Annotated in this window: 26 protein-coding genes and 1 pseudogene; 14 read left to right on the forward strand and 13 right to left on the reverse strand. The window is 55.3% G+C overall.

Features of this window, described 5'->3' with window-relative positions:
* Positions 1-24: 24 nt before the first annotated feature.
* Positions 25-2,061 (reverse strand): NADH:flavin oxidoreductase, encoded by a 2,037-nt coding sequence (locus BK667_RS12980; RefSeq protein WP_123508344.1) that lies wholly within the window; start codon positions 2,059-2,061, stop codon positions 25-27.
* 210 nt (positions 2,062-2,271) lie between these two features.
* Here BK667_RS12980 and BK667_RS12985 point away from each other — a divergent pair, with 210 nt between their 5' ends.
* Positions 2,272-3,261: an isopenicillin N synthase family dioxygenase gene (locus tag BK667_RS12985; protein WP_123597829.1), complete on the forward strand. Its 990-nt coding sequence runs from the start codon at positions 2,272-2,274 to the stop codon at positions 3,259-3,261.
* Positions 3,262-3,380: 119 nt separating this feature from the next.
* Here the strand turns inward: BK667_RS12985 and BK667_RS12990 are convergent, their stop codons facing one another.
* From BK667_RS12990 to BK667_RS13005, 3 genes are all read right to left on the reverse strand, one after another.
* Complete coding sequence (locus BK667_RS12990; protein WP_123597830.1) at positions 3,381-4,277, reverse strand: NAD(P)-dependent oxidoreductase; 897 nt, start codon at positions 4,275-4,277, stop codon at positions 3,381-3,383.
* A 109-nt stretch (positions 4,278-4,386) separates the two neighbouring features.
* Positions 4,387-4,767 (reverse strand): hypothetical protein, encoded by a 381-nt coding sequence (locus BK667_RS12995; protein WP_123597831.1) that lies wholly within the window; start codon positions 4,765-4,767, stop codon positions 4,387-4,389.
* A gap of 304 nt (positions 4,768-5,071) precedes the next feature.
* Complete coding sequence (locus tag BK667_RS13005; RefSeq protein ID WP_123597832.1) at positions 5,072-5,950, reverse strand: LysR family transcriptional regulator; 879 nt, start codon at positions 5,948-5,950, stop codon at positions 5,072-5,074.
* A 204-nt stretch (positions 5,951-6,154) separates the two neighbouring features.
* Between BK667_RS13005 and BK667_RS13010 the strand changes: the two genes are divergently transcribed.
* From BK667_RS13010 to BK667_RS13045, 8 genes are all read left to right on the forward strand, one after another.
* Positions 6,155-6,580, forward strand: coding sequence for a VOC family protein (locus tag BK667_RS13010; protein WP_046054868.1), 426 nt, complete (start codon positions 6,155-6,157; stop codon positions 6,578-6,580).
* Positions 6,581-6,693: 113 nt separating this feature from the next.
* Positions 6,694-7,953 (forward strand): cation:dicarboxylate symporter family transporter, encoded by a 1,260-nt coding sequence (locus BK667_RS13015; protein ID WP_123508339.1) that lies wholly within the window; start codon positions 6,694-6,696, stop codon positions 7,951-7,953.
* Between the two features lie 110 nt (positions 7,954-8,063).
* Positions 8,064-8,645, forward strand: coding sequence for a TetR/AcrR family transcriptional regulator (locus tag BK667_RS13020; RefSeq protein ID WP_054045933.1), 582 nt, complete (start codon positions 8,064-8,066; stop codon positions 8,643-8,645).
* A gap of 57 nt (positions 8,646-8,702) precedes the next feature.
* The gene (locus BK667_RS13025) at positions 8,703-9,809 is read left to right on the forward strand and encodes an alkene reductase (protein WP_123597833.1); all 1,107 of its coding nucleotides are present in this window, start codon (positions 8,703-8,705) and stop codon (positions 9,807-9,809) included.
* Between the two features lie 79 nt (positions 9,810-9,888).
* Positions 9,889-10,632 (forward strand): SDR family oxidoreductase, encoded by a 744-nt coding sequence (locus tag BK667_RS13030; RefSeq protein WP_123597834.1) that lies wholly within the window; start codon positions 9,889-9,891, stop codon positions 10,630-10,632.
* 72 nt (positions 10,633-10,704) lie between these two features.
* Complete coding sequence (locus BK667_RS13035) at positions 10,705-11,085, forward strand: nuclear transport factor 2 family protein (protein ID WP_123508396.1); 381 nt, start codon at positions 10,705-10,707, stop codon at positions 11,083-11,085.
* 67 nt (positions 11,086-11,152) lie between these two features.
* Positions 11,153-11,539 (forward strand): nuclear transport factor 2 family protein, encoded by a 387-nt coding sequence (locus BK667_RS13040; protein ID WP_048728942.1) that lies wholly within the window; start codon positions 11,153-11,155, stop codon positions 11,537-11,539.
* A 118-nt stretch (positions 11,540-11,657) separates the two neighbouring features.
* The gene (locus tag BK667_RS13045; RefSeq protein WP_123597835.1) at positions 11,658-12,098 is read left to right on the forward strand and encodes an SRPBCC family protein; all 441 of its coding nucleotides are present in this window, start codon (positions 11,658-11,660) and stop codon (positions 12,096-12,098) included.
* Positions 12,099-12,210: 112 nt separating this feature from the next.
* Here the strand turns inward: BK667_RS13045 and BK667_RS13050 are convergent, their stop codons facing one another.
* The 4 genes and pseudogenes from BK667_RS13050 to BK667_RS13065 form a co-directional block, all read right to left on the reverse strand.
* Positions 12,211-13,023, reverse strand: a complete 813-nt coding sequence (locus tag BK667_RS13050) for an oxidoreductase (RefSeq protein WP_123597836.1) — start codon at positions 13,021-13,023, stop codon at positions 12,211-12,213.
* Positions 13,024-13,305: 282 nt separating this feature from the next.
* Positions 13,306-14,304 (reverse strand): NADP-dependent oxidoreductase, encoded by a 999-nt coding sequence (locus BK667_RS13055; protein WP_123597837.1) that lies wholly within the window; start codon positions 14,302-14,304, stop codon positions 13,306-13,308.
* Between the two features lie 97 nt (positions 14,305-14,401).
* Positions 14,402-15,189: pseudogene (locus BK667_RS13060) on the reverse strand (SDR family NAD(P)-dependent oxidoreductase).
* Positions 15,190-15,241: 52 nt separating this feature from the next.
* Positions 15,242-16,342 carry an alkene reductase gene (locus BK667_RS13065; RefSeq protein WP_123597838.1) on the reverse strand — a complete coding sequence of 367 codons (1,101 nt, stop codon included), beginning with the start codon at positions 16,340-16,342 and terminating at the stop codon, positions 15,242-15,244.
* A 168-nt stretch (positions 16,343-16,510) separates the two neighbouring features.
* Here BK667_RS13065 and BK667_RS13070 point away from each other — a divergent pair, with 168 nt between their 5' ends.
* Both BK667_RS13070 and BK667_RS13075 read left to right on the forward strand, forming a co-directional pair.
* Positions 16,511-17,110 (forward strand): TetR/AcrR family transcriptional regulator, encoded by a 600-nt coding sequence (locus BK667_RS13070; RefSeq protein ID WP_123597839.1) that lies wholly within the window; start codon positions 16,511-16,513, stop codon positions 17,108-17,110.
* Positions 17,111-17,205: 95 nt separating this feature from the next.
* Positions 17,206-17,817, forward strand: a complete 612-nt coding sequence (locus BK667_RS13075) for a dTMP kinase (protein WP_123597840.1) — start codon at positions 17,206-17,208, stop codon at positions 17,815-17,817.
* A gap of 7 nt (positions 17,818-17,824) precedes the next feature.
* Here BK667_RS13075 and BK667_RS13080 read toward each other — a convergent pair whose 3' ends face one another.
* Positions 17,825-18,229 carry a winged helix-turn-helix transcriptional regulator gene (locus BK667_RS13080; RefSeq protein WP_123597841.1) on the reverse strand — a complete coding sequence of 135 codons (405 nt, stop codon included), beginning with the start codon at positions 18,227-18,229 and terminating at the stop codon, positions 17,825-17,827.
* A 48-nt stretch (positions 18,230-18,277) separates the two neighbouring features.
* Here BK667_RS13080 and BK667_RS13085 point away from each other — a divergent pair, with 48 nt between their 5' ends.
* Entirely contained in the window at positions 18,278-19,093 is an 816-nt protein-coding gene (locus tag BK667_RS13085; RefSeq protein ID WP_123597842.1) for an SDR family NAD(P)-dependent oxidoreductase, read from the forward strand.
* Here the strand turns inward: BK667_RS13085 and BK667_RS13090 are convergent.
* Positions 19,039-19,434 carry a LysR substrate-binding domain-containing protein gene (locus tag BK667_RS13090; RefSeq protein WP_259698021.1) on the reverse strand — a complete coding sequence of 132 codons (396 nt, stop codon included), beginning with the start codon at positions 19,432-19,434 and terminating at the stop codon, positions 19,039-19,041. The two genes, BK667_RS13085 and BK667_RS13090, sit on opposite strands and share 55 nt — an antisense overlap.
* Here BK667_RS13090 and BK667_RS13095 point away from each other — a divergent pair.
* Together BK667_RS13095 and BK667_RS13100 are read left to right on the forward strand one after the other, a co-directional pair.
* Positions 19,363-20,277 (forward strand): NAD(P)-dependent oxidoreductase, encoded by a 915-nt coding sequence (locus tag BK667_RS13095; protein ID WP_123597843.1) that lies wholly within the window; start codon positions 19,363-19,365, stop codon positions 20,275-20,277. The two genes, BK667_RS13090 and BK667_RS13095, sit on opposite strands and share 72 nt — an antisense overlap.
* Positions 20,267-21,025, forward strand: a complete 759-nt coding sequence (locus tag BK667_RS13100; protein WP_123597844.1) for an SDR family NAD(P)-dependent oxidoreductase — start codon at positions 20,267-20,269, stop codon at positions 21,023-21,025. The genes BK667_RS13095 and BK667_RS13100 overlap by 11 nt, the downstream gene beginning before the upstream one ends.
* Positions 21,026-21,287: 262 nt before the next feature.
* Here the strand turns inward: BK667_RS13100 and BK667_RS13105 are convergent, their stop codons facing one another.
* From BK667_RS13105 to BK667_RS13115, 3 genes are all read right to left on the reverse strand, one after another.
* Positions 21,288-21,794, reverse strand: a complete 507-nt coding sequence (locus BK667_RS13105; RefSeq protein ID WP_123597845.1) for a cupin domain-containing protein — start codon at positions 21,792-21,794, stop codon at positions 21,288-21,290.
* A gap of 168 nt (positions 21,795-21,962) precedes the next feature.
* On the reverse strand, positions 21,963-23,006 hold the full coding sequence (locus BK667_RS13110; protein ID WP_123597846.1) for an alpha-xenorhabdolysin family binary toxin subunit B: 1,044 nt from the start codon (positions 23,004-23,006) through the stop codon (positions 21,963-21,965).
* A gap of 27 nt (positions 23,007-23,033) precedes the next feature.
* The gene (locus tag BK667_RS13115; RefSeq protein WP_123597847.1) at positions 23,034-24,233 is read right to left on the reverse strand and encodes an alpha-xenorhabdolysin family binary toxin subunit A; all 1,200 of its coding nucleotides are present in this window, start codon (positions 24,231-24,233) and stop codon (positions 23,034-23,036) included.
* Positions 24,234-24,244 lie beyond the last annotated feature (11 nt).

Consider the following 24,244-nt stretch of genomic DNA (forward strand, 5'->3'; position numbering starts at 1 on the left):
GATCGCCGGGATCAGGGCATCGCTTCAAATGTCTTTCAGCAGTCGCAGCGCATCGTAAATGGCTGCGTGGGTATTGCGCGCCGAGACGGCATCGCCGATCCGGAACAACTGGAAACGCCCCTCGGGGTTGGTCACGATGTTCTGCGCTTTGCCGGCAATCAGGCTGTGCTGCTCGACCGCCCCGTCATTGCTGGAATGGGGTCGCAGGTCGAAGTACAGATCATCCAGGGGCAGGGTGCCGTGGTTGATCACTACCTGATCGACCACCCGCTGCTTGTGCACCTGGCGGTAATCGCTGCCGAAGTGGGCCACCAGTTGGCCGTCGCGCTTTTCAACGGAATCCACCCGGTACGTAACCGTAAAGGTGACGTTGAGGTCTTGCAGGCTGCGCATGTAAGGCACCAGGTTCATGGCCATCACCTCCGGTGCAAACGACCGGTCAGGCGTGACGATCTCCAGTTTCGCCCCACTGTTGGCAATGACCTCGGCGGCCTGTAGCGCCGCGTGGTCGCCGGCATCGTCGAAGATCAGTACGTTTTGGCCGGGTTTGATGTCGCCGGAAATAATGTCCCAGGCCGACACCACCAGTTCATTGCCATGCTTGAGCACTTCGGTGTGCGGCAAACCACCGGTGGCGACGATGACCACGTCCGGTTCCTCAGCCATGACCGTCGAGGCCTCGGCCCAGGTGTTGAAGTGAAACTTCACGCCCAGCCGTTCGCACTGCGCCATGCGCCAGTCGATGATGCTGATCATCTCGCGACGACGCTCGCTCAGGGCGGTCAGCCGAATCTGTCCGCCGGGTTGGTCGGCCACTTCGAACACCGTAACGGCGTGACCGCGCTCACCGGCCACCCGTGCCGCCTCCAGTCCCGCCGGCCCGGTGCCGATGACGACGACCTTGCGCTTGGTCGCTGCCTTGGGGATTTCGTGGGGCATGGTGGTTTCGCGCCCGGTCGCGGCATTGTGGATGCAATACGCGGCGCCGCCCTGGTAGATGCGATCCAGGCAGTAGTTTGCCCCCACGCACGGACGGATTTCTTCTTCACGCTTTTCGATAATCTTGCGCACGATATGCGGGTCGGTCATGTGCGCGCGGGTCATGCCCACCATGTCGATCTTGCCGGAGGCGATGGCATGCCGGGCGGTGGCGACGTCGGGGATCTTGGCCGCATGGAAGGTCGGGAAACCTGTCGCCGCGCGGATCTCACCGGCGAAATCCAGGTGCGGCGAGTTGCGCATGCCCTGGATGGGAATCACATCGGTGAGGCCGGCATCAGTATCAATATGCCCGCGCACCACGTTAAGGAAATCAACCAGACCGCTGTCCTTGAGCATGTGCGAAATCGCGATGCCTTCCTGCGCGCCAAATCCACCGGGAAGATCCTCGTCCCCGGTGTAGCGCACGCCGAGCAAAAAGTCCTCGCCGCATTGCTTGCGGATGCCGCGCAGGATATCGAACGTAAACCGCAGACGGTTTTCCAGGGAACCGCCGTAGGGGCCTTCAAGATCATTGGTCAGCGGCGACCAGAACTGATCCATCAAATGCCCGTAGGCCTGGAGTTCCAGGCCATCCAGCCCGGCTGCTTTCATGCGCTCGGCCGCATCGACGTAATCCTTGATGATCCGTTCGATATCCCACTCTTCCATCTTCTTGGGAAAGGAGCGGTGCGACGCTTCGCGACGGTGAGACGGCGAAACCACCGGCAGCCAGTCGGCCTTGTCCCAGCGGGTGCGCCGACCCAAGTGGGTCAGTTGGATCATCACCGCAGCGCCGTGTTCATGGCACTCATCGGTTAAATCCTTCATCCAGCCGACCACTTCGTCCTTGTACGCCAGGATGTTGTTGAACACCGGCGGGCTATCGCGCGACACCGCAGCGGAACCAGCGGTCATCGTCAGTGCCACGCCAGCCTTGGCACGCTCGACGTGATACGCCCGATAAAGCTCCTTGGGCATGCCATCGACCGGATAGGCCGGTTCATGGGATGTGGTCATGATGCGATTGCGCAGCGTCAGGTTTTTGATTTTGTAGGGTTGCAGCAAGGGATCGCTGGACATGTATTGCGCTCCTCGAACAGAACATCATGCAGGGTTTGACATGACGGTAAGTCGAATGTTCATGAGTGTCAATCATGATGTACACCTGTGTACATTTTGCTTGCGTGCCAAAAAATCCAGGACTAAGATCCGGCAAAACATGGATTGAAGAGGGCGCAGCCGTGCTTTCTCAATCTTCCGCCTGATGATGTGTTGGAAAGGAGTGCATACGTGACTGAGTTATTCGATAGCCGTCTGGCCAGCAAGCAAACCGCGTTTACCGAGATTCCAATCATCGATATCTCGTCGCTGCTTAATGGCGAGAATCCGCTTCAGGTGGCCCGGCAAATTGGCGATGCCTGCGAACAGGTCGGGTTCTTTTACATAAAGAACCATGGCATCGAGCAGCCATTGATCGATGAGATGTACCGGCTCACCAAAAGCTTCTTCAAGTTGCCTTACGAAGAAAAGAACCGGCTGAACATCGTCAACTCCGGGCCGACGCTACGCGGCTATATTCCGATGTATGCGGAAAACGTCGATCCCGCCAACACCCGGGATTTCAAGGAGTGCTTTGATTGCGGCGCTCATTACGAGGAGGTTTCGCCGTTTTTCGGGCCGAATCTGATGCCCTCTACGTTGCCGCAATTCCAAGCGGTTGCCGAGACTTATCACAGCGCTGTGCTGTCGCTCGCCAGAACACTCATCGGCGGGATCGCGCTGAGTCTGGACTTGCCACAAAATTACTTTGAACAGCGTCAACGCAAACCCATCACGATCCAGCGAATCCTGCGTTACCCACCGCAGATGGGAAAGGTGACCCAGGAGGAAATCGGTATTGGGGCGCACACGGACTACGGTTTCCTGACCGTCCTGTCTCAAGACGCCGTCGGCGGTTTGCAAGTGCGCAATCGTGCCGGCGACTGGGTGACGGCTCCACCGGTTGAAGGCACGTTCATCGTCAATATTGGTGACCTGGTGCAAACCCTCACCAACGATCGCTACACCTCGACCATGCATCGCGTGATCAACACCAGCGGTCTGGAACGCTATTCCATTCCGTTCTTCATCGATCTGGATTTCGATGCCGTCGTTGAACCGGTGCCCACCTGCGTCAGCGAGGCGTTACCTGCGAAGTACGCCGCCTACACCTGCGGCCAGCATAAATTTAAACGCTTCGTCGATAGCTATGCGCACCTGCAGGACGTTGCGGCGGTGTGATTGCTCTTTTGCTTATTGCCCGTCTGCCGTGCTTGAGCGGCGGACGAGCAATAAATCGCGGTGGCAAGAGGGGGTGATGACACTTGGTTCCTCTTGCTTGATCGCCCCGTAGGATCGGCTCAATCAGGTGCTGTTTGTCCCGCCGCTGCCAATGTGCGCCTTTCCTCGACTTCGGCCAGTACGGCGAGATCCTTATCGCCTTCACCATGGGCGATAGCATCCAGCAGGTTGGCGCGGATCAGGTCTGCTGTCGGCAGCTGGATCGATACGTCGGCAGCGGCGGCGAGGATCAAGTCGACGTCTTTGAGCCCAAGGGACGCCTTGAAAGCGGCCGGTTCATATCGGCGCTCACCGATCAGGGCGCCGTAACCTTGATAGACCGGGCCGGTGAAGATAGTGGTCGATACCAGATCGATCAGCGCGGCGGAGGGCAGATCGTGACGGGTCACCAACACCGCCGCTTCACTCATGGCTTGTACCGCCGACACCAGCAGGAAGTTGGTGGCCAACTTCATGGCGTTGGCGCTCGAGGCTTTATCACCCAGGCGCCAGGTTTTTCGCCCGATCAGATCAAGAAGCGGTTGGACACGATCGATAGCCGCCTCCGGTCCGGCGACCAGGATGTTGAGTTGAGCCGTGGCCGCGACGTTGGGGCGACCCATCACTGGCGCGGCGATGTAGTCGATGCCCTGGGCTTCATGCAGGGCGGCCAGCTCCTCGGCGAAGGCCACGGCAATCGTCGCCAGGTTGACGTGAATCAGCGGCCCCTTGAGCTGGGCCAGCAACCCGGAGTCCAGTAACACCGCACGCAGTGCCTTATCGTCGGCCAGCATGCTGAACACGATATCTGCGGTGAAGGCCTGGGTCGGGGTCGCCGCGGCGTGGGCGCCAAGCTCGACCAGTTTCTGCGCCGGTTCCGGTGAGCGATTCCACACCCACACTTCGTGACCACTTTTCAAAAGATTGGCAGCAATCGCCTGGCCCATGCTGCCAAGCCCCAGGAAACCGATTTTCATAAGTTGTGCTCCTTGTCTGCGAGAGTCCAAATGAATCAGCCGAGATGATCGTTCATAACACCAGAAGCTAAAACGTCACAGTCTCGGCTTTGCGGATGTAAGCAGGCAATCAATACCGCTGATATTTCGAGCCGAACTCAGGGCGGTTTTCTGCGACGACCACACCGGTGTGCGCTGCATTGCCTGGGCTGAACAGCGCGACACGTTCGCGCAGCACTTGCAGGCGATCGGCGCCGCCTTCGGCGACACGATTCTGGATCAGGCGATCCGAACCACCCTCGGCGACACGATTCTTTTGCAGGTTTTCAGAGCCATATTCCGCAACGCGATTCTGTTGCAGCCGATCCGAACCACCTTCCACCAGCAGTTGCTGGGCCGAGCTGTGGGCGGCAGCGCCCAAGGTGTTGGCCGAGGCCAGGTTCGACAGGCCGAGGCCGCCAATCAATGCTAGACCGAGTACCAGGGACGAGACTTTCGAGAAGTTGAACATGGGTGATGCTCCGTGCGTTTAGTTTGAGTGGGTCGGTAGCTGCTGCTATCCGGTGAACACAGTTAAACGCTCGGGTGTATCGGTGATGTGTGCGTGGACGCCGCGAAATCGGGTGTTGCGTATCTAGCGCGGGGTTTTATACAGACGGATACAAATCTGTTACCCACACCTCAAAGCCAGAGGGGAGGGCAGGGTCATTAACTTCGCCTCGTTGGCCGGTGTGAACGGCTTGCAGGATACGCCCTTACAACATGGCGAAGGAGGCGGTACGTGCCACCAAGTCAGGCCTTTTTCCTGTGTGGATTTATTCAGAACCGGTCCTGACTTGCTCACTGATCAGTTGGGCCAGTATCCGTACCGGTTCGGTGAAGCTCTGTCGAGACCTGTGTACGAGCCCGATATCACGGTGGAAGGTGTGCTGTCCGAGATCGAACGCTCGTACACCTTCGGGCCATTCCTGATCGGTTGCGGTCTGCGGCACCAGCGCTACACCGACGCCGTTCTCCACGAGCTTGATGATCGCCTCCAGTTCATCCAGCTCGCAAACTTCGCGTAAGGTGAAATGCATCTGCCGAAGGAAGCGATCCACCTGCCGGCCCCCGAAGGATGATCGGTCGTACCGAATGAATGGTTGGCTTGAAAGCAGTTTTGACCAATCGTCTCCCGGCACGTCGCGCGGTACGATCAGCCGGTAGGGTTCAAGCGCCAGGGTCGTCCAGCGTAGATCGCTCTGGAGCGAGAAGGGTGGGCGAATGATGGCGGCCATGTCGATCTCGCCGGCATCCACGAGGTTCACCAACTCCATCGATAGCCCCGGAATTACGCGGGTTCGGCACTGCGGGCATTGTTGGTGAAACCTGGCCAGTGCATCTGGAAGATAGGATCGCTGTACGGAAGCGATGGCACCGATGTTCACCAGCACGCTCGCAGGAAGTCCGATCGTGGTTGAGCCCAGATTGTCGTAAAGCCGAAGCAGCTCTTGCGCTTGCAGGAGTATTTGATGGCCCATCCTGTTCAGGTGGGCCGAGCGTCCCTTCCTGTCGAATATCTCGAAGCCGAGCTCGGCCTCCAGACGCTGAATCTGGGCGCTCACCGCTGCCTGGGTGAGGCCGATTTTGTTCCCGGCAGCGGCAAACGTACCTTCCCGTGCAACGGCGATGAGTGTTTTGAGTTCTTTGATCATTCACAAATATTAATTGTGTTTCTAAGAAAATTATATTGATTTTTTTGTTTTGTGAGGCGCCCTACGATGTACCTGTCCCCCGGCAACAGCCCGAACCTAGGAGCCGATGTCGGTGGGACGACGGAACTTGAAGCGTCGCGAAAAACCAACGGCCAACATTCATGAGTTCCGTCCTTTACCAACAAAAACTGTATTGGAGTTCTGATGAGCCTCTCGCCTTTCCACCTCGCAATCCCCGTTTACAACCTCGCTGGCGCGCGCACGTTTTACGGCGAAGTGTTCGGCCTGGAAGAAGGTCGTTCCAGCAACCAGTGGGTCGACTTCAACTTTTATGGCCACCAGTTGGTTATTCACGAACACCCAAAAACCGCGTCTCAGGAAAGCGTCCATAGCAACCCGGTAGACGGCCACGACGTACCTGTTCCGCACTTCGGCATCATTCTGGGCTGGGAAGAGTGGGAAGCGCTGGCCGAGCGCCTGAAGTCCTTTGGCACTGAGTTTGTGATCGAACCCTACATTCGTTTCAAAGGGCAGGTCGGCGAGCAAGCCACCATGTTTTTGTTTGACCCTTGCGGTAATGCCCTTGAGTTCAAGGCCTTCAAGGATATGAGCCAGCTTTTCGCCAAGTAAGAACCGTGTTGGCACAACAGCGTTGTGCCATTTGAACTCAAGTGAGCTGGAAGCTCATGAATCTAGCAACTGCCTATTAATGCAGTCCTTTCATTCCAACAAGAAGGCTAGACATGAAACGTATTCCCTTGGTGTGGCAAATCATTGCCGGGCTGTTGCTTGGCGTGCTCGTCGGTTGGTATTTCAATACCCATCCGCAGTATCAATTGTGGGTTAGCGCGGAAATCCTGAAACCGCTGGGCGATATCTTCATCAAGATGATGAAGATGGTCGTTGTTCCGATCGTGTTTTGTTGCATGATCCTGGGCATCGCAGGAGGCGGAGATAACAAGTCATTTGGTCGCATGGGCATCAAGTCGCTGGGGTACTTTTTTGCGATAACCGGCCTGGCGATTGTGATGGGGCTGTGTTTCGCGAATGTATTCGCGCCTGGCACAGGCACTGATATTTCCGGCATTACGCATAGCGCTGCGTCCATCACGATGGAGCCTTCGAAGGGCGCTCTCGTGATTGTGCAGAACATCGTTCCGGACAATGTCTTTGTGGCGATGTCGGAAGCGAAGTTGCTGTCGGTGCTGTTCTTCGCTGTCCTGTTCGGCATGGCATTGAACTCGCTACCCAGAGAGAAAAGCGCGCCAGTGGTCGCGGTGGTTCAGGGTATTTCCGATGCGATGTTCAAAGTCGTTTCAATCGTCATGGCTTACGCGCCAATAGGCGTGTTCGGCATGATCGGCGCTACCGTCGCAACCTTCGGCTTTGCCTCGCTATTGCCTTTGCTCAAGCTGATTGGTGTGGTCTACCTGGCACTGATTGTCTTTGCATTGGTGGTACTTGGCGGTATTTGCTATCTGATCGGCGAGAACATTTTCAAGCTGATCAAGTATTTCCGGAATGAGCTGATTCTTGCGTTCTCGAGTGCCGCATCGGCAGCGGTCATGCCGCAGTTGATGAGCAAGCTGGAGAGCTATGGAGTCCCGCGCCGAATCGTCAGTTTTGTGGTGCCGGTGGGGTATGCGTTCAATCTGGATGGTGCATCGATTTTCCTGGGCGTTGCGACGATTTTTGTCGCTCAGCTTTATGGCATTGACCTGTCGCTGTCTCAGCAGATCTTGCTAGTGGTCACGATGGTGCTGACCTCCAAAGGTGCTGCAGGGGTGCCTGGATTCGCCATCATTATCTTGTCTGCGACGTTGGCCTCTGCCGGTCTTCCATTGGAAGGGGTAGCGCTTATCGCGGGAATCTTCAGGATTATCGATAGCGGAACCACCACGCTGAACGTGCTGGGTAATGCCATTGCACCCTTGGTAATCGCCAAATGGGAGAGGGCGTCCCTTGAGCCTTCACGAGTCAATCAGGCAGTGCAAAAAGCATAACAATCCGCAAGAAGGCGTTCGACAGGAAACGCTAACGATTGAGTCGGTTCATTAGATGCAGGCAGGAGTTTCTAGACGACCGGTCTAGTTTTGTGTAGGCTGCCTTCCCTATGAAGAAACCTATCCAAGACATGCGACAGCACATCATCGATGTGGCCAAGTCGCTGATGACCAACAAGGGTTACACCGCCGTGGGGCTGTCGGAAGTGCTGACAACCGCTGGCGTACCCAAAGGGTCGTTCTATCACTACTTCCGCTCGAAAGAAGAATTCGGCCAGGCGCTGCTCGAAGAATATTTTCAGGAGTACATCGGGCGCGTCGATATCGTCATGGCCGCAGAAGGAACAGGAGCGGAGCGGCTGCTGGGCTATCTGCACTATTGGGCAAAGACGCAAGCGTTCGATCATCCCGAGGAGAAATGCCTGGTGGTGAAACTGGGCGCTGAAGTCTGCGACTTATCGGAAGACATGCGCACGGTGCTGGAGGAGGGCACCGCGCTGATCATTCAGCGGATCATGCGTTGCGTCGAGCAGGGCATGGCCGATGGTTCCATCTCGCAGACTCAGGACGCGGCGATATTAGCCGAATCGCTCTATCAGCTATGGCTGGGCGCCTCGCTGTTGGTCAAGGTCAAGAAGACCATGGCCCCGTTTGAAACCGCACTGATCACAAGTAAACGCCTGCTGGCCTAGGGGCGTTTTTTTTAACCAATTTACTAGACGACCGGTCTAATATTTGAGGTATTCAACATGATTGATAACAGTCATAACACCGACCTTTTTTCGCCCACGCGGATGGGCGCCTTGCAACTGGCCAACCGTATTGTCATGGCTCCAGTGACACGCAGCCGGATGGCGGAGGACGGCGTGCCGAATGAACTGCACGCCACTTACTACGCCCAACGTGCCGGCGCAGGCCTGATCATCGCCGAAGCCACGAACATTTCTGCCCAGGGCCGCGGCTATGCCATGACGCCAGGTATCTGGTCGGAAGAACAGGTGGCAGGCTGGAAAAAAGTCACTGACGCGGTACACGCAGCAGGCGGCAAGATCGTCAGCCAGCTATGGCACGTTGGTCGCTTCTCCAGCGTCGAGCTACAGCCAAACGGCGAGGCACCGGTCGCTCCCTCGGCAATCAAGGCCGAAGGTACGACCTACACCAACAATGGCATGGTCGAAGTGTCCATGCCTCGGGCGCTGGAGACTTCAGAGATCCCGGGGATCATCGAGCAGTACCGGCATGCGGCTGAAAATGCAAAGCGAGCCGGTTTTGACGGTGTGGAAGTCCATTCTGCCAACAGCTATCTGCTCGATCAGTTCCTGCGTGATTCCACCAACCAGCGCACTGACCCGTACGGCGGGTCCATCGAGAACCGGACGCGGTTGACGCTTGAAGTCACCGAAGCCGTGGTCGCGATCTGGGGCAGTGACCGGGTCGGCATCCGCCTTTCGCCGGTGACACCTGACGCAGGTAATACGCCCCCTGACAGCAACGTCATGGCGACTTACGGCTACCTCATTCAGCAGTTGAACAGATTCAACCTGGCCTATCTGCACTTCGTCGAAGGCGCCACCGCCACTTCTCGCACCGTTCCGGAAGGGGTGGATCTGGACGCGCTGAGTGCGCAGTTCGAAGGGCCGTTCATTGGTAACAACAACTATGACCTGGATATGGCGCTGGAACGCCGGGCGCAAGGCCGGATTGACGCGGTAGCGTTCGGTCGTTTGTTCATTGCCAATCCAGACCTTGTAGAGCGCCTGCGTCGTGGAACCGAACTGACCATCGCGCCACGTGAGAGTTATTACGGCGGAGGCGCCAAGGGCTACACCGATTGGCCAACGGCCAACGCCAACTAATGAGAGGTTCCCCTTGCGTCGACTCGGCGCGGGGAGGCTCCGTCGCGAGCGCATTTCGCCGCACAAGAGGTACTCAAATATGAATTATCTGCAAAACAAGGTCGCCATCGTCACTGGCGCATCTTCCGGCATCGGCGCAGCCACCACTCGTGCACTCGCGGCACAGGGTGTCCGCGTAGTAGCGGCAGCACACGATCAGCATGGGCTGGAAGCGTTTGTTGCAGAACTGCGTGAGTCAGGCAGCGATGTGGTTGCCTTCACCGCAGACGTTACCCATCTGGATCAAACCAAAGCGCTGGCGAAGTTTGCACAAGACACCTACGGCGCCGTGGACATCTTGGTCAACAACGCCGGCCTGATGCTCTTTTCCAACTGGGTCGATCTGGCCGTGCAGGATTGGGAAAAGATGATCGATGTGAACATCAAGGGCTACCTCAACGGTATTGCGGCTGTATTGCCGTACATGCTTGAACAGAAATCCGGGCAGATTCTCAACATGGACTCTGTTGCAGGTCATCAGGTCGGGCCGGCGGCGGGTGTTTACAGCGCAACCAAGTTTTTCGTCCAGGCCATGACCGAATCCATGCGCAAGGAGTTGGGCGTGCAGCATGGCATTCGCGTCAACACCGTCAGCCCCGGCGTGATCAATACCGGTTGGGCGGACAAGGTCAGCGATCCTGAAGGGCGCAAGGCTGCTCAGGAGCTGAACCGGATTGCCATTGCGCCTGACGATATCGCCCGCGCTGTGATTTACGCGCTCAACCAACCGGGAAACGTCACCGTCAACGATCTGATCATCTCGCCGACACGCCAGGATTGGTGATTGTTGGTGGGCCATGCCCACGCCCATCCAGAGCTGATGGGCAATCGGAAATTTCTCAATCAGGAGTTCATCATGAGCCATCCAACTTACGTCCAGGAATACAACGCGATCGTCGACGTGCTGAGCCAATACAACGAAGGCGGTGCCAAGGCTGACAGCGCTTTGATGAAGCCTGCGTTCAACGAGCAGGCCACCATGTTTGGGGTCGATGGCGACAAGCTCGTCGGCGGTGCGATCCAGAATCTGTACGACGTCATCGACAACGCTTTCCGCCCATCTCCCGAAGCCAAAGCCGCGATCGTTCGCATCGACATCGTGGGCACTGCCGCCAGTGCTCGCGTCGATACCGACAACGTTTCGGGATTTCGTTTCACCGATTTCTTCAACCTGCTGAAGGTAGACGGCAAGTGGACGATCGTCAGCAAGATTTACCACACCCATCCGAGCGCTTGAGCACTCGAGCACTCGAGCGCCTCTGGCGAGGTGTGCTGTACCTCGCCTCTAATAAACGGAGAGAACCATGTCCAAGAACATCAAGGCAGTACCGACTTCCGAGTACAACGCTGTCATCGCTACCGCCAATCAATACGTTGAAGGTCTGCGTGTGGGCAGTGCAGAAGGCGTTGCGCAAGCATTCCATAAAGACGCCGTGATGTACGGTTTCACAAACGGTGAGCTGCTTGGCGGCCCGATCAAGAATCTGTTTGATTTCGTTCAGAAGAACGGCAGTGCCCCAGAAATTACGACTCGGCTCGACATACTGGCGATCACACCCACGACAGCCGTGGTGCGTGTCGATATGGAAAAGGATGCGATCGGCGCCGACTACAACGACTACCTGACCCTGATCAAAATCGACGGCACCTGGAAGGTCATCGCCAAGGTTTATCACCAGTTCGAAGGTTGAGCGTGCACCGATCCCGGTTGAATCAAAGCCGGGATCGGAGCTCGTTCATCATCGACGGCGCTGGCAAAAGCCGAAGTTAGCTATTTTCAAAAACAGATCATTTGAAGGGAGATACACGATGCCGATGGTTGAGTTTTCCGCTGTCCTGGACAGCGATGCAGGACACGCCTGGGGCGTATTGAAGAAATTTGGTGAGATACATAAATGGCATCCCTCGATTGTCGAAAGCAGCATTGAGGACAACCAACCCGATGGATTGGTGGGCTGTATTCGCAAACTCACGTTGGCCGATGGCGCAGTTGTCAGGGAGCGCCTGTTATCGGTCGATGATCGCAATACAACGCTGTCCTACCGCTTCGAGGAAGCTCCATTGCCGCTGGATAACTATGTGGCCACGGTAAAATTGGCCGCTCTTACTGGACAGTCCAAGACGTTCGTCCATTGGTCTGCAAGCTTCGATCTGCAAGATCTGAAGACCGCAGAACAGTACCAGGAACTTATTCGAGGACTGATCGTGGATGGCCACAACAGTCTTCAGTTGTTTCTTACTCAGCGCTGAGCATTCAGGCAGGCTCCTGATAGCGTCGAGTCCTGGCTGGCCAGGTGATTTGGTTTGAGTAAAGAAGGGCCTTTGATGGCCCTTTTTTGGTTCAACTTTTACTGCGCCAGCGTCAAACCGGTAGGCGAAATTGTTTGCGCAAGGCTTTATCAAAAATCTTTGCGGGGGCAAAACGGCGCAGCAGACTGATTTGTCGCGCGGCCTTGCCCGCAGTGTAGCGATGCTGAGGCCGGACATCGGTCGCCGCTTTCACGACAACAGCAGCCGCGACTTCTGGAAGGTCGGCTTTAGGCATCACATCGCCTAGCAGTGCCTTGAACCCGGCTCGAGCCTGATCGTATTCCTTCAACTTCGAGTCCGGCTCAATGCCGTTTTGATCGAAGACTGTACGCACGAATGCCGGCTCGATAACCGATACTCGAATATTGAAGGCACGAACTTCGTGATCAAGAGATTCCGAGTAGCCCTCTAAAGCATGTTTGACCGCCGAATAATGAGCGGAGTAGGGCGCAGGTACTAACCCTAGAATCGATCCGATATTGATGATGCGCCCTTGTCCACGTTGCCGCATCGACGGCAACACCGCATTGGTCATGCGGATAACTCCAAACAAATTCACATCGAACAGTGCCTGCACCTGCGGGATCGAGAATTCCTCTGCGCCCCCAAGTAAACCAACACCCGCATTATTGACCAAGAGATCGATCCGCCCGGTCTGCGCGAGTACGGTGGAAACGAGCGCACTGACAGATTGATCATCCGTCACATCGCAACTGAGCATGGAAACCTGCGTTGGACTGTCACCAGCCTTGCGACTCGTGCCAAACACGGTATACCCGGCTCGTGCCAGAGCTTCAGCAGTAGCGCGACCAATACCGGATGATGCACCGGTCACTATCGCGGTTTTTTCGGAAGATGTTTTCAATTGATACTCCAGTGTGTCCGTGAGTTGCTTTCGGCGATAGCAAGCAGCTGGTTCGACGCTATTGCTCCAGCATTAATTTTCGCCAGATTATTGTTGAAGGCGCTGGCGCAGCGGGTTGGGACTGCAACTCAACTTTTCCCGGTGGTGAAGTCGGGTTAATACAGGACACTTCTGATAAGTGACCTTCACGTATAACTGAACCAGGAGTCTCGTCCGGCAGGCTGGTCGAGTTACAGATCAATAACTCGACGCAGCAGCGACCGTTTTTGGGTACCTGCTTAGTCATATGAGCTTGATGACCACTTTACCTTTGGCTCTGCCCCGCTCGACGTAGCTCAATGCCTCAGCCGTTGACTCAAACGGGAAGGTTCGGTCGATCACAGGTGTGATAACTCCAGACTCGACAAGCGCAGTGATTTTCTTCAATTGAGCACCGCTCGCACGCATGAATACGAACGCATATCTGACGTCCTGTTTGCGCGCTTTTCTGCGGATGCCGCTGCTCAACAGACGCATTACCCAACCCAGTCCCCAGAACAGCTTTTGCTCTTGTGCGAACTCTGGTGTCGGTGGACCCGAGATGGAGATAAGTTGGCCACCAGGTTTGAGAATGCTGAGTGATTTTTCCAGCTCGACAGGGCCGAGGCTGTTCAATACGACGTCGTAGTCGCGCAAGACGCTTTCGAAGTTTTGCTGCTTGTAGTCGATGACGACGTCCGCTCCCAACGCCTTGACCCAACCCACGTTACTTGTGCTGGTCGTCGTCGCAACGAAGGCGCCAAGATGCTTTGCAAGCTGGATGGCAATTGTGCCGACGCCACCGGAACCCGCGTGGATAAAGACTTTTTGCCCCTTTTCCAACCGGGCTGTTTCAACCAGCACCTGCCACGCAGTCAGTGCAACCAAGGGGAGGGCAGCAGCCTGTTCCATGGAGATATTTTTGGGTTTCAGCGTAAGAGCACTTTCATCCACCGCAATCAATTCGGCAAAGGCGCCAATGCGTGATTGAGGAGGGCGGGCATAGACCTCGTCACCGGCCTTGAAGTTGTGCACGCCTGATCCCACGCGAACGACGACGCCGGCCAAGTCATTACCCATAATCAAAGGGAATGAGTACGGCAGGATCAGTTTGAATTCACCTTTGCGGATCTTCGAATCCAGCAGATTGACGCTGCTGGCATGCACCTCAACCAGGACATCGTTAATTCCAAGTTGAGGTACCGGTACCTCGCCAATACGTCCATGACTCTTGCCGTAACGGTCGATCAAGAAGGCTTTCATGATTCAGTTCTCATGGTTTTAATGGGATGGCAGCCTGGCTGTGCCACGCATCCACCTAATGAAAAACCCGGCAGGATCAGCATCTGCTGCATGACAATCACGCCTCGGCTTGATAGCGCTCGGCGACTGCAGATTGGCGAATCTCTGAAAGCAAACCTTGGCGGGCAGCCTGCAGAGCATCCCAACGAGCGGCGTCTTGTAACGGCGGAATGGTCACCGGCTCGCGACGATCAAAACCGACCAGCGCGGCATCGACCAGATCGCCCACGTCCATGATTTCGCTGAGGGTATTGATGTCGATGCCCGCACGTTCCCAGATTTCCGTGCGAGTGGCCGCTGGCAGAACAGCTTGCACGTAGACGCCTTTAGGCGAGAGCTCAAGGCTCAGTCCTTGCGATAGAAACAGGACAAATGCCTTGGTAGCGCCGTAGACGGTCATCCCGAATTCCGGTGCCAGTCCAACGACGGAGCAATGTTGATAATCGCGCCACTACCTGCTTGTGCCAGGCGCGGGGCGATTGCGCTGGCGAGTCGTACCAGTGCAGTGGTGTTGAGCGCGACCAGGTTGGTAACGCTGTCGGTGGATTGTTCGATGAAACTGCCGGATTGGGCGGCTCCCGCATTATTCACAAGGATGCCAATGCTGGCGTCATCGCGCAGGCGAGCTTCGACAGTCGTCAAATCAGTGATTTGAGTCAGATCAGCTTGAATAACGTCAATGGCCACGCCGAATTGCTCACGTAGCCGGGAGGAAAGTGCGTCTAACCGTTTTTTGTCGCGGGCAACCAACACCAGATTGTGCCCGCGTTGGGCAAAGCGCTCGGCGTAAGTGGCGCCAATGCCCGTCGAGGCGCCGGTAATGAGTACGGTTTCAGGGATGCTCATAAATAGATTCTCTTGAATGGATGTCGATAAGCGATTCAGTCTCTGTGACTGTTCAGCCCTGTGCGGCGCTGGACTCGGCAAGCGTCGGGTAGTCGATGTAGCCCGCTGCGCCACCGCCATACAGGGTTGCAGGATCGAATGCTGATAAAGAGGCAGCTGTTTTGAGTCGTTCAACCAAATCAGGGTTGCCAACAAAGGGACGCCCAAAGGCGATGAGATCCGTCTTATCTTCGATGAGTTTCGAGGTGGCCAGATTCAGGTCGTAGCCATTGTTGGCGATGTAGGTATTTTTGAAGCGTTGACGCAGGGAGCCGAAGTCGAAGGGCGCAACATCACGCGGGCCGCCGGTTGCGCCCTCGACCACATGGAGGTAAACGAGGCCCATGGCGTCGAGTTGATCGACAACGTAGTCGAATTGCGCTTGCGGTTCGGTGCTGGAAACACCGTTGGCAGGGGAGACAGGTGAAAGACGGATACCCGTTCGTCCAGCACCGATCTCGTTCACCACAGCCGCAGTGACTTCAAGCAACAAGCGAGCGCGATTTTCGACCGAACCACCGTAGGCATCAGTGCGAACGTTGGCACCGTCCTTGAGGAACTGATCCAGCAAATACCCGTTTGCACCGTGGATCTCTACGCCGTCAAACCCCGCAGTGATGGCGTTCGACGCTGCCTGGCGAAAGTCGTTTACGATCCCAGGAAGTTCGCTGATATCAAGGGCTCGCGGTTCCGAAACATCCACAAAGCTATTGTTAACGAATACTTTAGTCGTTGGACGCAGAGCAGAAGGGGCTACCGGTGCTGCACCGTTCTCCTGCAGGCTCGTGTGGGAAACACGCCCGACATGCCAAAGTTGCAGGAAAATTCGTCCGCCTTTTTCATGTACGGCTTCAGTGACTTTGCGCCACCCATCTATCTGCGCCTGCGTATAAATTCCGGGCGTATCTTGATAGCCCTGTCCTTGCTGCGAGATCTGGGACGCCTCGGAAATCAGCAGGCCTGCGGACGCTCTCTGGCTGTAATAGGTCGCAGCGAACTCGCTCGGTACAAAGCCCTCACCAGCACGGTTACGGGTCAACGGCGCCATTACGATTCTGTTGGAAAGTGTCAGCGAGCCGAGTGTGTAGGGCTCAAACAACGTCTTATCGTTCATATCGTTTCCATAATCGTTGATCAATGACGGCGTCGTGCGCCGTGCCCGCGAAGATTCGCGATGACGGGATTTATGATGTCGCTCGAACTCAAAACTGTCAACGCTTTTGATTACGATCAACATCAGAGTATGATGCGGGCATTGTTTTGAGATGCAGAGGTGCACGAAATGAAAATTACCAAGACGCAGTCACTCGCTAACCGAGCTCATATCGTCGAGACGGCTTCCGAGCTATTTCGTGACCGTGGCTACGATGGCGTGGGGGTGGCGGAACTGATGGCTGCAGCCGGTTTTACGCAAGGAGGTTTTTACAAGCATTTCGGCTCAAAAGCCGATTTGATGGCAGAAGCAGCTGAAAATAGCCTTTCAAAATCCCTCTCGAGTACCTGCGATCTGGACGTTACCGGATTTGTAAATCTGTACGTGTCGAGGGATCACAGAGACGGCAGGGGAGTGGGTTGTACCATGGCAGCACTGTGTGGTGACGCTGCTCGTCAGTCGAGTGAGTTGAAAGCGACCTTTGCCGACGGAATAGAAAACACGCTGGCAGCGCTCGAAGAAAAGTACAAGGTTGGTCAGGACACGCTGCACGAAGGAGCGCGAGCAAAGATGATCGACCTGCTAGCGCATGCGATCGGTGCGGTCATGTTGTCGCGCGCTTGCCCGGATGATTCTTCACTCGCTGATGAAATACTCGAAGTTTGCCGCGCCGAGATAATCGCGTCATTGCCGTTGTCTTCAGCTAATGATCCGCAGGAGAGCACCTGACGACAGGCTCATAAGTGGCTGTAATCCCGGTTTTGAGACCCGGTAGCCAGAAACCGGGTTAGAGTGTTCATCAATTATCAATCGTTATGTGAAGAATGAATCGACCGCTGTTTGTTTCTCTGGATGGCCCCAAGGGTGCCGGCAAAACCACACTGTTGGAAGCCGTTACGAAAGTACTGAGGGCTGACAACAAAAAGGTGATCCGGCTTAGCGAGAGTAAAAGCGATCCCTACAGGGGTGAAACAATGGCCCTCGTTAACCAGCTCGTCAGAAACCCCAGCAGGGATCTGGAGTTGAGGGTTTGTGAGCGCTTTGCGGACAGCCGTGCCTGGATTTCCCAGCAGGTACTGACTCAACAGCCACCCGACAGCATCATCCTGATTGATCGCTGGTACCCGTCTGATGCTGCGTTTCGCCGGATAGTCCCGTTTGCAGAGATTCTACAGTTGAACATTGATAGAAACGTGCGAGTGCCAGACCTGCATGTCGGGGTTGTCACCGACCCTGAAATCTCATGGGCGAGGGCCGCGGCACGATCGCGTGGGCTGAGCAGTACGGTGATCCACAAGCTGGAAGAACATGTCGTTTGCACCGAGGCGTTCGAACGAGCGATTGCAGACCACGGCTGGGTGTTGTGCCGTAATGAAGGAACGATCGAAGACGCAACGATGCAGGTGGTTTCTGAGATCTACAAAGTCCTTCGATAAGACTTGTTCAAATTTCCTCTGACGACTCGTCAGCTTCGGGTGGATGGCTTGTCGAAAATCTGCGCGCCGCAATGAGAACCGGAAGAAGCTGGCGCCCCATTTCCGACATCTGATACTCGACACGCAAAGGCTTCTCACCGAAGTCGATTCGCTCGATCAAGCCATCGCTGGCCAGTTCGCGCAGATGAGCAGTCAGCATCTTCTGGGAAACGCCAGGCAGATCGCGCTTCAATTGCAGTGTGCGGATCGATGGGTCGGCGTAGAGCCTGAACAGAATCGGCAGTTTCCATCGACTCTGGATCATTTTGATCACCCGAGCCACGTGCCAGGCCGAACCCTCGGGCCCAAGACAAATCTCACGTTGCTCCTGGGTGATAGGCACATAAAAGTGCGTACTGGTTTCATCCATCATCTCTATTTACCTTGCGACGTTGGCAATACGTGAATAGGGGGTAGGTACATGGACTTGCAACTGAGCGGTAAGAACGCGCTGATCACCGGCAGCAGCAAAGGCATTGGCGAAGCGATTGCCAGAAAACTCGCTGCTGAGAAGGCAGTCGTCATCGTTCACGGGCGCGATAGAGCTCAGGCAGAACGAGTGGCCAGCGACATTATCACGCTGGGCGGCAGAGCCTTTGTGGTGGTGGGTGATCTGACGGACGATGACCAGGTCCGGCAACTGGTCGACACCGCGCAACAACTGGCGGGGCCAATCGACATCGTGGTCAATAATGCCGGCGGCTCGGGCGGCACAAAAGACAGCTGGAATACTACAGGGCCTGAAACCTGGACGGCTGCTTATGATCGGAATGTGCTCGGAGCCCTGCGGGTCACCACGCGCTTACTGCCCAAGATGCAGGAAGCGCGTTGGGGACGCGTCATCAACATCTCCAGCCTTGCTGCAACGATGCCGCCACCCACTGCGCCTGACTATTCCGCGGCCAAAGCCGCTATGAACGCAATGACGGCTTCCATGGCGAAAGCATTGGCCGCAGATGGGATAACGGTCAACGCCATTTCTCCCGGCACGATACACAGTGCCGCCCTTGAGGCTCGGTTTCGTGAGGTTGCGCAAGAACGTGGCCTGACGAATAAAGATGCGCCATGGGAAGAAATCGAGCGCTTGGTCCTGCCGATATTTGCTCAGGTTCCTCTCGGCAGAGTCGGTCGTCTGGACGAAATCGCGGCCGCGGTGGCGTTTCTGTCCAGTCCGGTTGCTGGCTACATAACCGGTGTCAATTTACGTGTTGATGGGGGGCTTTCTCCGGTTATCTGAGTACCGATCATTTCTCCCGCGAGATCGGCTAGGGCGCGGAGCCTATCCATGTGCCTCATGTCGTGGTGATACCCCATCCAGATATCACGTCCGGGTGGTGCATTGCCAACGTCTACCAACTTCAGACTGGACAATTGGTCGCCTAACGCGCGTGGCAAAACTGCGACACCTAATCCGCGGCTGCACATCTGCGCCTGTACGGTGCGGCTGCCTCCCGTTGCAACCCCGTCTCCCCGCACACTTGATCCCTCTACGAAGAGGGGCTTTACATGAATATTGGATTTGTAGGTGTCGGGAGCATGGGGCAAGCCATGATTCCGCTGCTCGTTCAGGCGGGCCATCGGGTGAGTGCATGGAATCGCAGTGCCGACGCGCTCTGCGGGTTAAGTGAAATCGATGTGCTTGCGTGTGCGGCGACTGCATTTCAACAGCCGGTGGTCATCAGCATGCTCGCCGATGACACGGCGGTGCACGAGGTATTGCTGGAGTCAGCGGCACTGAAAACAGCCTGTGCAGGCTGCATCCATATCGTCATGTCGACGCTGTCGCCGGCGTTGATGGAGCAGTTGCAAAAAGAACATGACGAGGCGGGGCTGATGCTCATCGCCGCGCCGGTTTTCGGCATACCTGCTGTCGCGGCCAAGGGTGAACTGAACATTCTGGCGGCCGGACCTGAAGCCGCGATTGATCGCGTTCAGCCACTGTTTGAAGTGCTCGGTAAAAAGACCTGGAGGCTGGGCAATCAGCCCGTGCAGGCCTGCATCGCAAAAATCGCGGGCAACATGATGATCGCCCAGTCCATCGAATCATTGGCCGAAGCGAGCTTACTCGCTGAGCAATATGGCCTTGGCGCGTCAGCATTTATCGAAGTCGTCACCCAGACCCTGTTCGCTTGCCCCAGTTACCAGCGCTATGGGCAAAACATCGTCACCGATCACTACGAACCAGGTTTCAAGCTCTCCCTTGGCTTGAAGGATGTGAACCTTGCGTTGCAGGCAGCCGAGGGGAGGGGAGTCAGCCTGCCCGCCGCGCGCGTGGTGCGTTCGAGAATGGAAGCGGCCGTAGCGGACGGACTGGGTAACAAGGATTGGTCTGTGTTTTCAATCATGGGCAAACCTCCTTCCAGTGCCAAATTTTCAACTAACCATCAATGCGTTACTCAGGAGTCAAAACATGTCCGGTAAATTTATCAACCAAGTAGCAGTCGTCACGGGTGGCTCGACTGGAATCGGCTTTGCGATTGCCCAAGCACTGTTGGCGGAGGGCGCTAAACGCGTCTATATCACCGGACGCTCGGCGGCAACGTTGGACGCTGCGGTTACCGCACTGGGCGAAAATGCCGTGGCGGTGGTGTCTGATGTCGCTCGGCAAACTGATCTCGATTCGCTTAAGGCATTGGTCGAAGGACGGGATGGTCAACTCGATATGGTGTTTGCCAATGCCGGTATATGCGAAAAAAATCCAGTGGGCGAAACGACTGAAGGCGCTTACTACAACATGTTCGATATTAACGTTAAGGGCGTATTTTTCACTGTTCAGACGCTGTTGCCGTTAATGAAGGATGGCTCGTCAATCGTTCTGACTGCCTCCATTTGCTCCAGCAATGGGATGGAAGGTCTGAGTCTTTATAATGCTTCAAAGGCTGCGGTGCGTTCATTTGCACGTACTTGGGCCAATGAACTCAAAAGCCGAAAAATGCGCGCGAACGTGCTCAGTCCTGGCTTTACCAGAACACCGTTAATGGACAACGGGCTGAAGATGGACGAGAGCCAGATCGAAGCACTCAAAAATCACGTAGGACAAATCGTGCCGCTGGGCTACATGGCCCAACCGGAACAAATAGCGGCGTCCGCACTTTTCCTTGCATCCGTTGACGCCAGTTATGTCAACGGCGTGGAGCTGATGGTTGACGGTGGGCTTTCACAAATCTGAGGGCATGTCTGTCTGCGCAACTAATCGAGTCTGTCGGGGGCAGGGATTCAGAAGTGCGCAGACTCCAGCGCAGCGATCAGGACCTGTGTGCAGCTCTAGGGTAATACATGATTTAACATAATATACATTACACGTAACAAGATGTTTCAGGATTGGCATGGTTGCCCACAGATTGTGACCTGGCAACGCCAGGCCCTTCACTCACAAATGCTGCTGAGCTCACGGCCTGAACGACTTCTCGATCACGACTACCTGCATCACGTTATCCCTGCGTCATTTTCTCGATCAGTTCCGCATGCTCGGGAAACTGCGCCGTGAGTTTCTGGCGGTCGCTCATTTCCATATCCGCGTAATCAAACCCTGGCGAAACCGCTTCACCGATCAGACCGTAACCCACAGGCCCATCGATAATCTGCGAAGCCTTCCAGATGCCACCGGGCACATGCAGTTGTAAAAGCTGACCCGCAACAACATCGCTGCCCATCACCACAGTTTTTAATGTGCCGTCCGGGAAAATCAGGTTGTACTGAATTGCATCGCCCAGATGGTAGTAATGCACGATGTCGGATTGGTTGAAGTGAAAATAACCAATGGGTGAATCCCGGGTTAGCAAGTAATAAATGGAGGTCATCAGGTAGCGCTGGCCGCGCTCGGTCTCGACCATTGGGTGGCGATCAGATTGATAGGTTCTACGGTAATAACCGCCTTCCACGTGTTCTTCCAATCCGAGAAATTTGATCAGTTCCAGTGCATTGGGTCGGCTGTGCATTTCCTGTGTCCTTCTTCCATATGAGCACTGATATAAAGGTATTTATTATAACTAAACTAAACGGTCATTTAGTGTAGTTATTATTTTATGATATATGCTTGTGTAAACCATGCGCTCCACAGCGTCAATTAAAGTGCGGTCAATCCGTAGATCAACCGCACATTTATATCAGTGAATCATGATGCTGTTGTAGTCAGCGCTCAGCGCCTCCAGATGGGTTTTGTAGCGATTCAGGAATCTCGATAACTCAGCCTGGGTGTAATCCGTGCGTTTCAGGCTATCCAGATTCAGCGAAAACCCCAGCCATACGCCGGCTACGGTAATGATTTCCTCACCGACCACACGACGTTGATGGCCAATTTCCACGACCGCGCAAATATCGGATAAAGCATCTTCAGCCGTTTTAAGCTCCCGGTTCAGCCCTTCCATCAATAAAGTCAGGCTCTGGATTTCTTTATCCAGATTGTTCCGTGAAGTCGCGAATTCGCTGTATTTGATGCCTTCTGACACAACACCCAGCACCTTCCTGACCAGTTCAATCCCCTGCTTCACCGCTTCTTTCTTCGGGTTCTCCATGTCCAGGCCATCGAGTTCTTTGCCTTCAGGGATGTAGTTCTTATACATCTCAGCCAGGTTGAACTCGCGAATCACGTCCTGCGCCTTGATCAACGCGTCTCGCTGTTCCGAGTATTTCGCTTTGCTCAGGGTGTGGTCGTTCAAGTCCCGCAGGATCCTGGCTTTATGCGCCCTCGCCACTTTCAGTGGTTCATCCGCCCGCTCGCCAATTTCGACTCTATATAAGCTGCGAACTTCGTTCTCGAGAAACCGCGAACGATCGGTAAACTTTGCCTCGACACTTTCGAGCATCGACTCAATGTTGCGTTTGATGTTCGAGACTTCCTCGCTGACCATTTGCCGATCCAGCGCCGTCAGGTCATTCCTGGCCAAGGCGTCGTTCAGCTCTGCAAGGGCATCGAAATAGTTTTGCCCTGAGGCGCTGTTCAATGCGGTCAGTAGCACCGGGAAAGATTCGCGCATGGTTTTATCCAGATTGTTCAGATACGCAGAAACCCGCAGCGCCCTCTCCTGCAATACGTCGGACCGGTCTTGTCGGAAACTGGCCAGCCTCGAAATATCGCGAATGGTTTGAATGATTTTTTTAACGTCGATGTCGGGAATAAGCGCGTTATCGATCGGTGTCACATTAGTCATGGCAGTCATCCTTTGGTCGCCGGGTAATCAATTGAAGTTCTTTTTGTATTCTTCCAGGGCTTCATTAAATACAGTCACCAACTCTCCAGCGGTGTTTTTCACATCGCGCCACGGGTCTATGACCATCGCGAATTCCGCGACAAATGAGGTCAGGCGCAAGGCATCGTTGATCCGTCCGAATTGTTCGGCGGATGCATCAATCTTGCTCAGGATGGTTTGCCACATGGTGTTGAGGATATTCAGTGCCGCTTCAGCGCCGGCCATGCGAATGCCGATATCGCCGAAGTTCGACAAGGAACTTTCCATGGCACTTTGCAAGCCTTCCTTGCCGCTGACGGACAGCTCCAGCGCGTCAACTTCGCTCTTCAGCGCGTTGCGCTCTTTGCGAGCGGCCTCGGCTTTCGGGCCAAAGATAGAACCGGAAATCGGCCAGAAAATCGGCAAGCCACCGGAAAACGACATACCCACGTAATAGTCGTAATCCTTATCCAGCTGGGTGATCCGGTCTTTTTTGGTACGGATGGTTTCTTTGGAACTGGCGATGGATTCGAGCAGACTGTTGCGCTCCATCAAGTCGTACTTGGCCTTGACCTCGGACTGCAAGCCAAAGGCCCGCTTGCCGGTCGACAACTCGCCACCGGCCAGCTCGATCTTGAAGTTGGAAATACGATCCTTGAGCTCTTTGGTCGCGCCTTGCTGGCGTTTGATATCGACCTTCATCAGCTCGATGATTTCACCCACCGCCGACGCGACTTCACCGTCATCCGAGGTATATCGGATGCCTTCCAGCTCATCTTTGCTTCGTTGACCCAGGGTCGTCCGGACCCGCTCCATGATCGGCATTTCCTTGATCACCGAAATGATCTCTCCACCACTGCTGACAATGTTTTTAGCCGCCGAACTCAAGTCGATGCTTTGCTGGATGATCTTGTTTTCGACCGCATCCCAACTGGCGGCATGTATGCGGATTTTCTTGAATAACACCTGGATATCACTGGGCTCCAACCCGGGAATATCCAGTTTGGTGTATTTCAGGTAAGACTCGACTTCCGGCAGTTCGCTGGGTAGCGACAGGCCCTTCTTTACATACTGTTTTATCTTGATGACATCTTCTTTGGTAAATACCCCGGCACTGCGCGCCACACCGGGATATTCACCCGAGATCAGATGAAGTACGGCTTTGGGAAGATCATTGCTGATTTCTGCATCTTTCAACACAACAGACATAAGTTTGCCTC

It is taken from the genome of Pseudomonas frederiksbergensis (assembly GCF_003732705.1).
GTDB lineage: Bacteria > Pseudomonadota > Gammaproteobacteria > Pseudomonadales > Pseudomonadaceae > Aquipseudomonas > Aquipseudomonas frederiksbergensis_F.

Excerpts from the sequence above, each read along its gene's own strand:
- BK667_RS12980 (WP_123508344.1), bottom strand. The coding sequence starts at position 2,061 with ATGTCCAGCGATCCCTTGCTGCAACCCTACAAAATCAAAAACCTGACG.
- BK667_RS12990 (WP_123597830.1), bottom strand. The coding sequence starts at position 4,277 with ATGAAAATCGGTTTCCTGGGGCTTGGCAGCATGGGCCAGGCGATTGCT.
- BK667_RS12995 (WP_123597831.1), bottom strand. The coding sequence starts at position 4,767 with ATGTTCAACTTCTCGAAAGTCTCGTCCCTGGTACTCGGTCTAGCATTG.
- BK667_RS13005 (WP_123597832.1), bottom strand. The coding sequence starts at position 5,950 with ATGATCAAAGAACTCAAAACACTCATCGCCGTTGCACGGGAAGGTACG.
- BK667_RS13010 (WP_046054868.1), top strand. The coding sequence starts at position 6,155 with ATGAGCCTCTCGCCTTTCCACCTCGCAATCCCCGTTTACAACCTCGCT.
- BK667_RS13015 (WP_123508339.1), top strand. The coding sequence starts at position 6,694 with ATGAAACGTATTCCCTTGGTGTGGCAAATCATTGCCGGGCTGTTGCTT.
- BK667_RS13020 (WP_054045933.1), top strand. The coding sequence starts at position 8,064 with ATGAAGAAACCTATCCAAGACATGCGACAGCACATCATCGATGTGGCC.
- BK667_RS13025 (WP_123597833.1), top strand. The coding sequence starts at position 8,703 with ATGATTGATAACAGTCATAACACCGACCTTTTTTCGCCCACGCGGATG.
- BK667_RS13030 (WP_123597834.1), top strand. The coding sequence starts at position 9,889 with ATGAATTATCTGCAAAACAAGGTCGCCATCGTCACTGGCGCATCTTCC.
- BK667_RS13035 (WP_123508396.1), top strand. The coding sequence starts at position 10,705 with ATGAGCCATCCAACTTACGTCCAGGAATACAACGCGATCGTCGACGTG.
- BK667_RS13040 (WP_048728942.1), top strand. The coding sequence starts at position 11,153 with ATGTCCAAGAACATCAAGGCAGTACCGACTTCCGAGTACAACGCTGTC.
- BK667_RS13045 (WP_123597835.1), top strand. The coding sequence starts at position 11,658 with ATGCCGATGGTTGAGTTTTCCGCTGTCCTGGACAGCGATGCAGGACAC.
- BK667_RS13055 (WP_123597837.1), bottom strand. The coding sequence starts at position 14,304 with ATGAAAGCCTTCTTGATCGACCGTTACGGCAAGAGTCATGGACGTATT.
- BK667_RS13065 (WP_123597838.1), bottom strand. The coding sequence starts at position 16,342 with ATGAACGATAAGACGTTGTTTGAGCCCTACACACTCGGCTCGCTGACA.
- BK667_RS13070 (WP_123597839.1), top strand. The coding sequence starts at position 16,511 with ATGAAAATTACCAAGACGCAGTCACTCGCTAACCGAGCTCATATCGTC.
- BK667_RS13075 (WP_123597840.1), top strand. The coding sequence starts at position 17,206 with ATGAATCGACCGCTGTTTGTTTCTCTGGATGGCCCCAAGGGTGCCGGC.
- BK667_RS13080 (WP_123597841.1), bottom strand. The coding sequence starts at position 18,229 with ATGATGGATGAAACCAGTACGCACTTTTATGTGCCTATCACCCAGGAG.
- BK667_RS13085 (WP_123597842.1), top strand. The coding sequence starts at position 18,278 with ATGGACTTGCAACTGAGCGGTAAGAACGCGCTGATCACCGGCAGCAGC.
- BK667_RS13095 (WP_123597843.1), top strand. The coding sequence starts at position 19,363 with ATGAATATTGGATTTGTAGGTGTCGGGAGCATGGGGCAAGCCATGATT.
- BK667_RS13090 (WP_259698021.1), bottom strand. The coding sequence starts at position 19,434 with ATGGCCCGCCTGAACGAGCAGCGGAATCATGGCTTGCCCCATGCTCCC.
- BK667_RS13100 (WP_123597844.1), top strand. The coding sequence starts at position 20,267 with ATGTCCGGTAAATTTATCAACCAAGTAGCAGTCGTCACGGGTGGCTCG.
- BK667_RS13105 (WP_123597845.1), bottom strand. The coding sequence starts at position 21,794 with ATGCACAGCCGACCCAATGCACTGGAACTGATCAAATTTCTCGGATTG.
- BK667_RS13110 (WP_123597846.1), bottom strand. The coding sequence starts at position 23,006 with ATGACTAATGTGACACCGATCGATAACGCGCTTATTCCCGACATCGAC.
- BK667_RS13115 (WP_123597847.1), bottom strand. The coding sequence starts at position 24,233 with ATGTCTGTTGTGTTGAAAGATGCAGAAATCAGCAATGATCTTCCCAAA.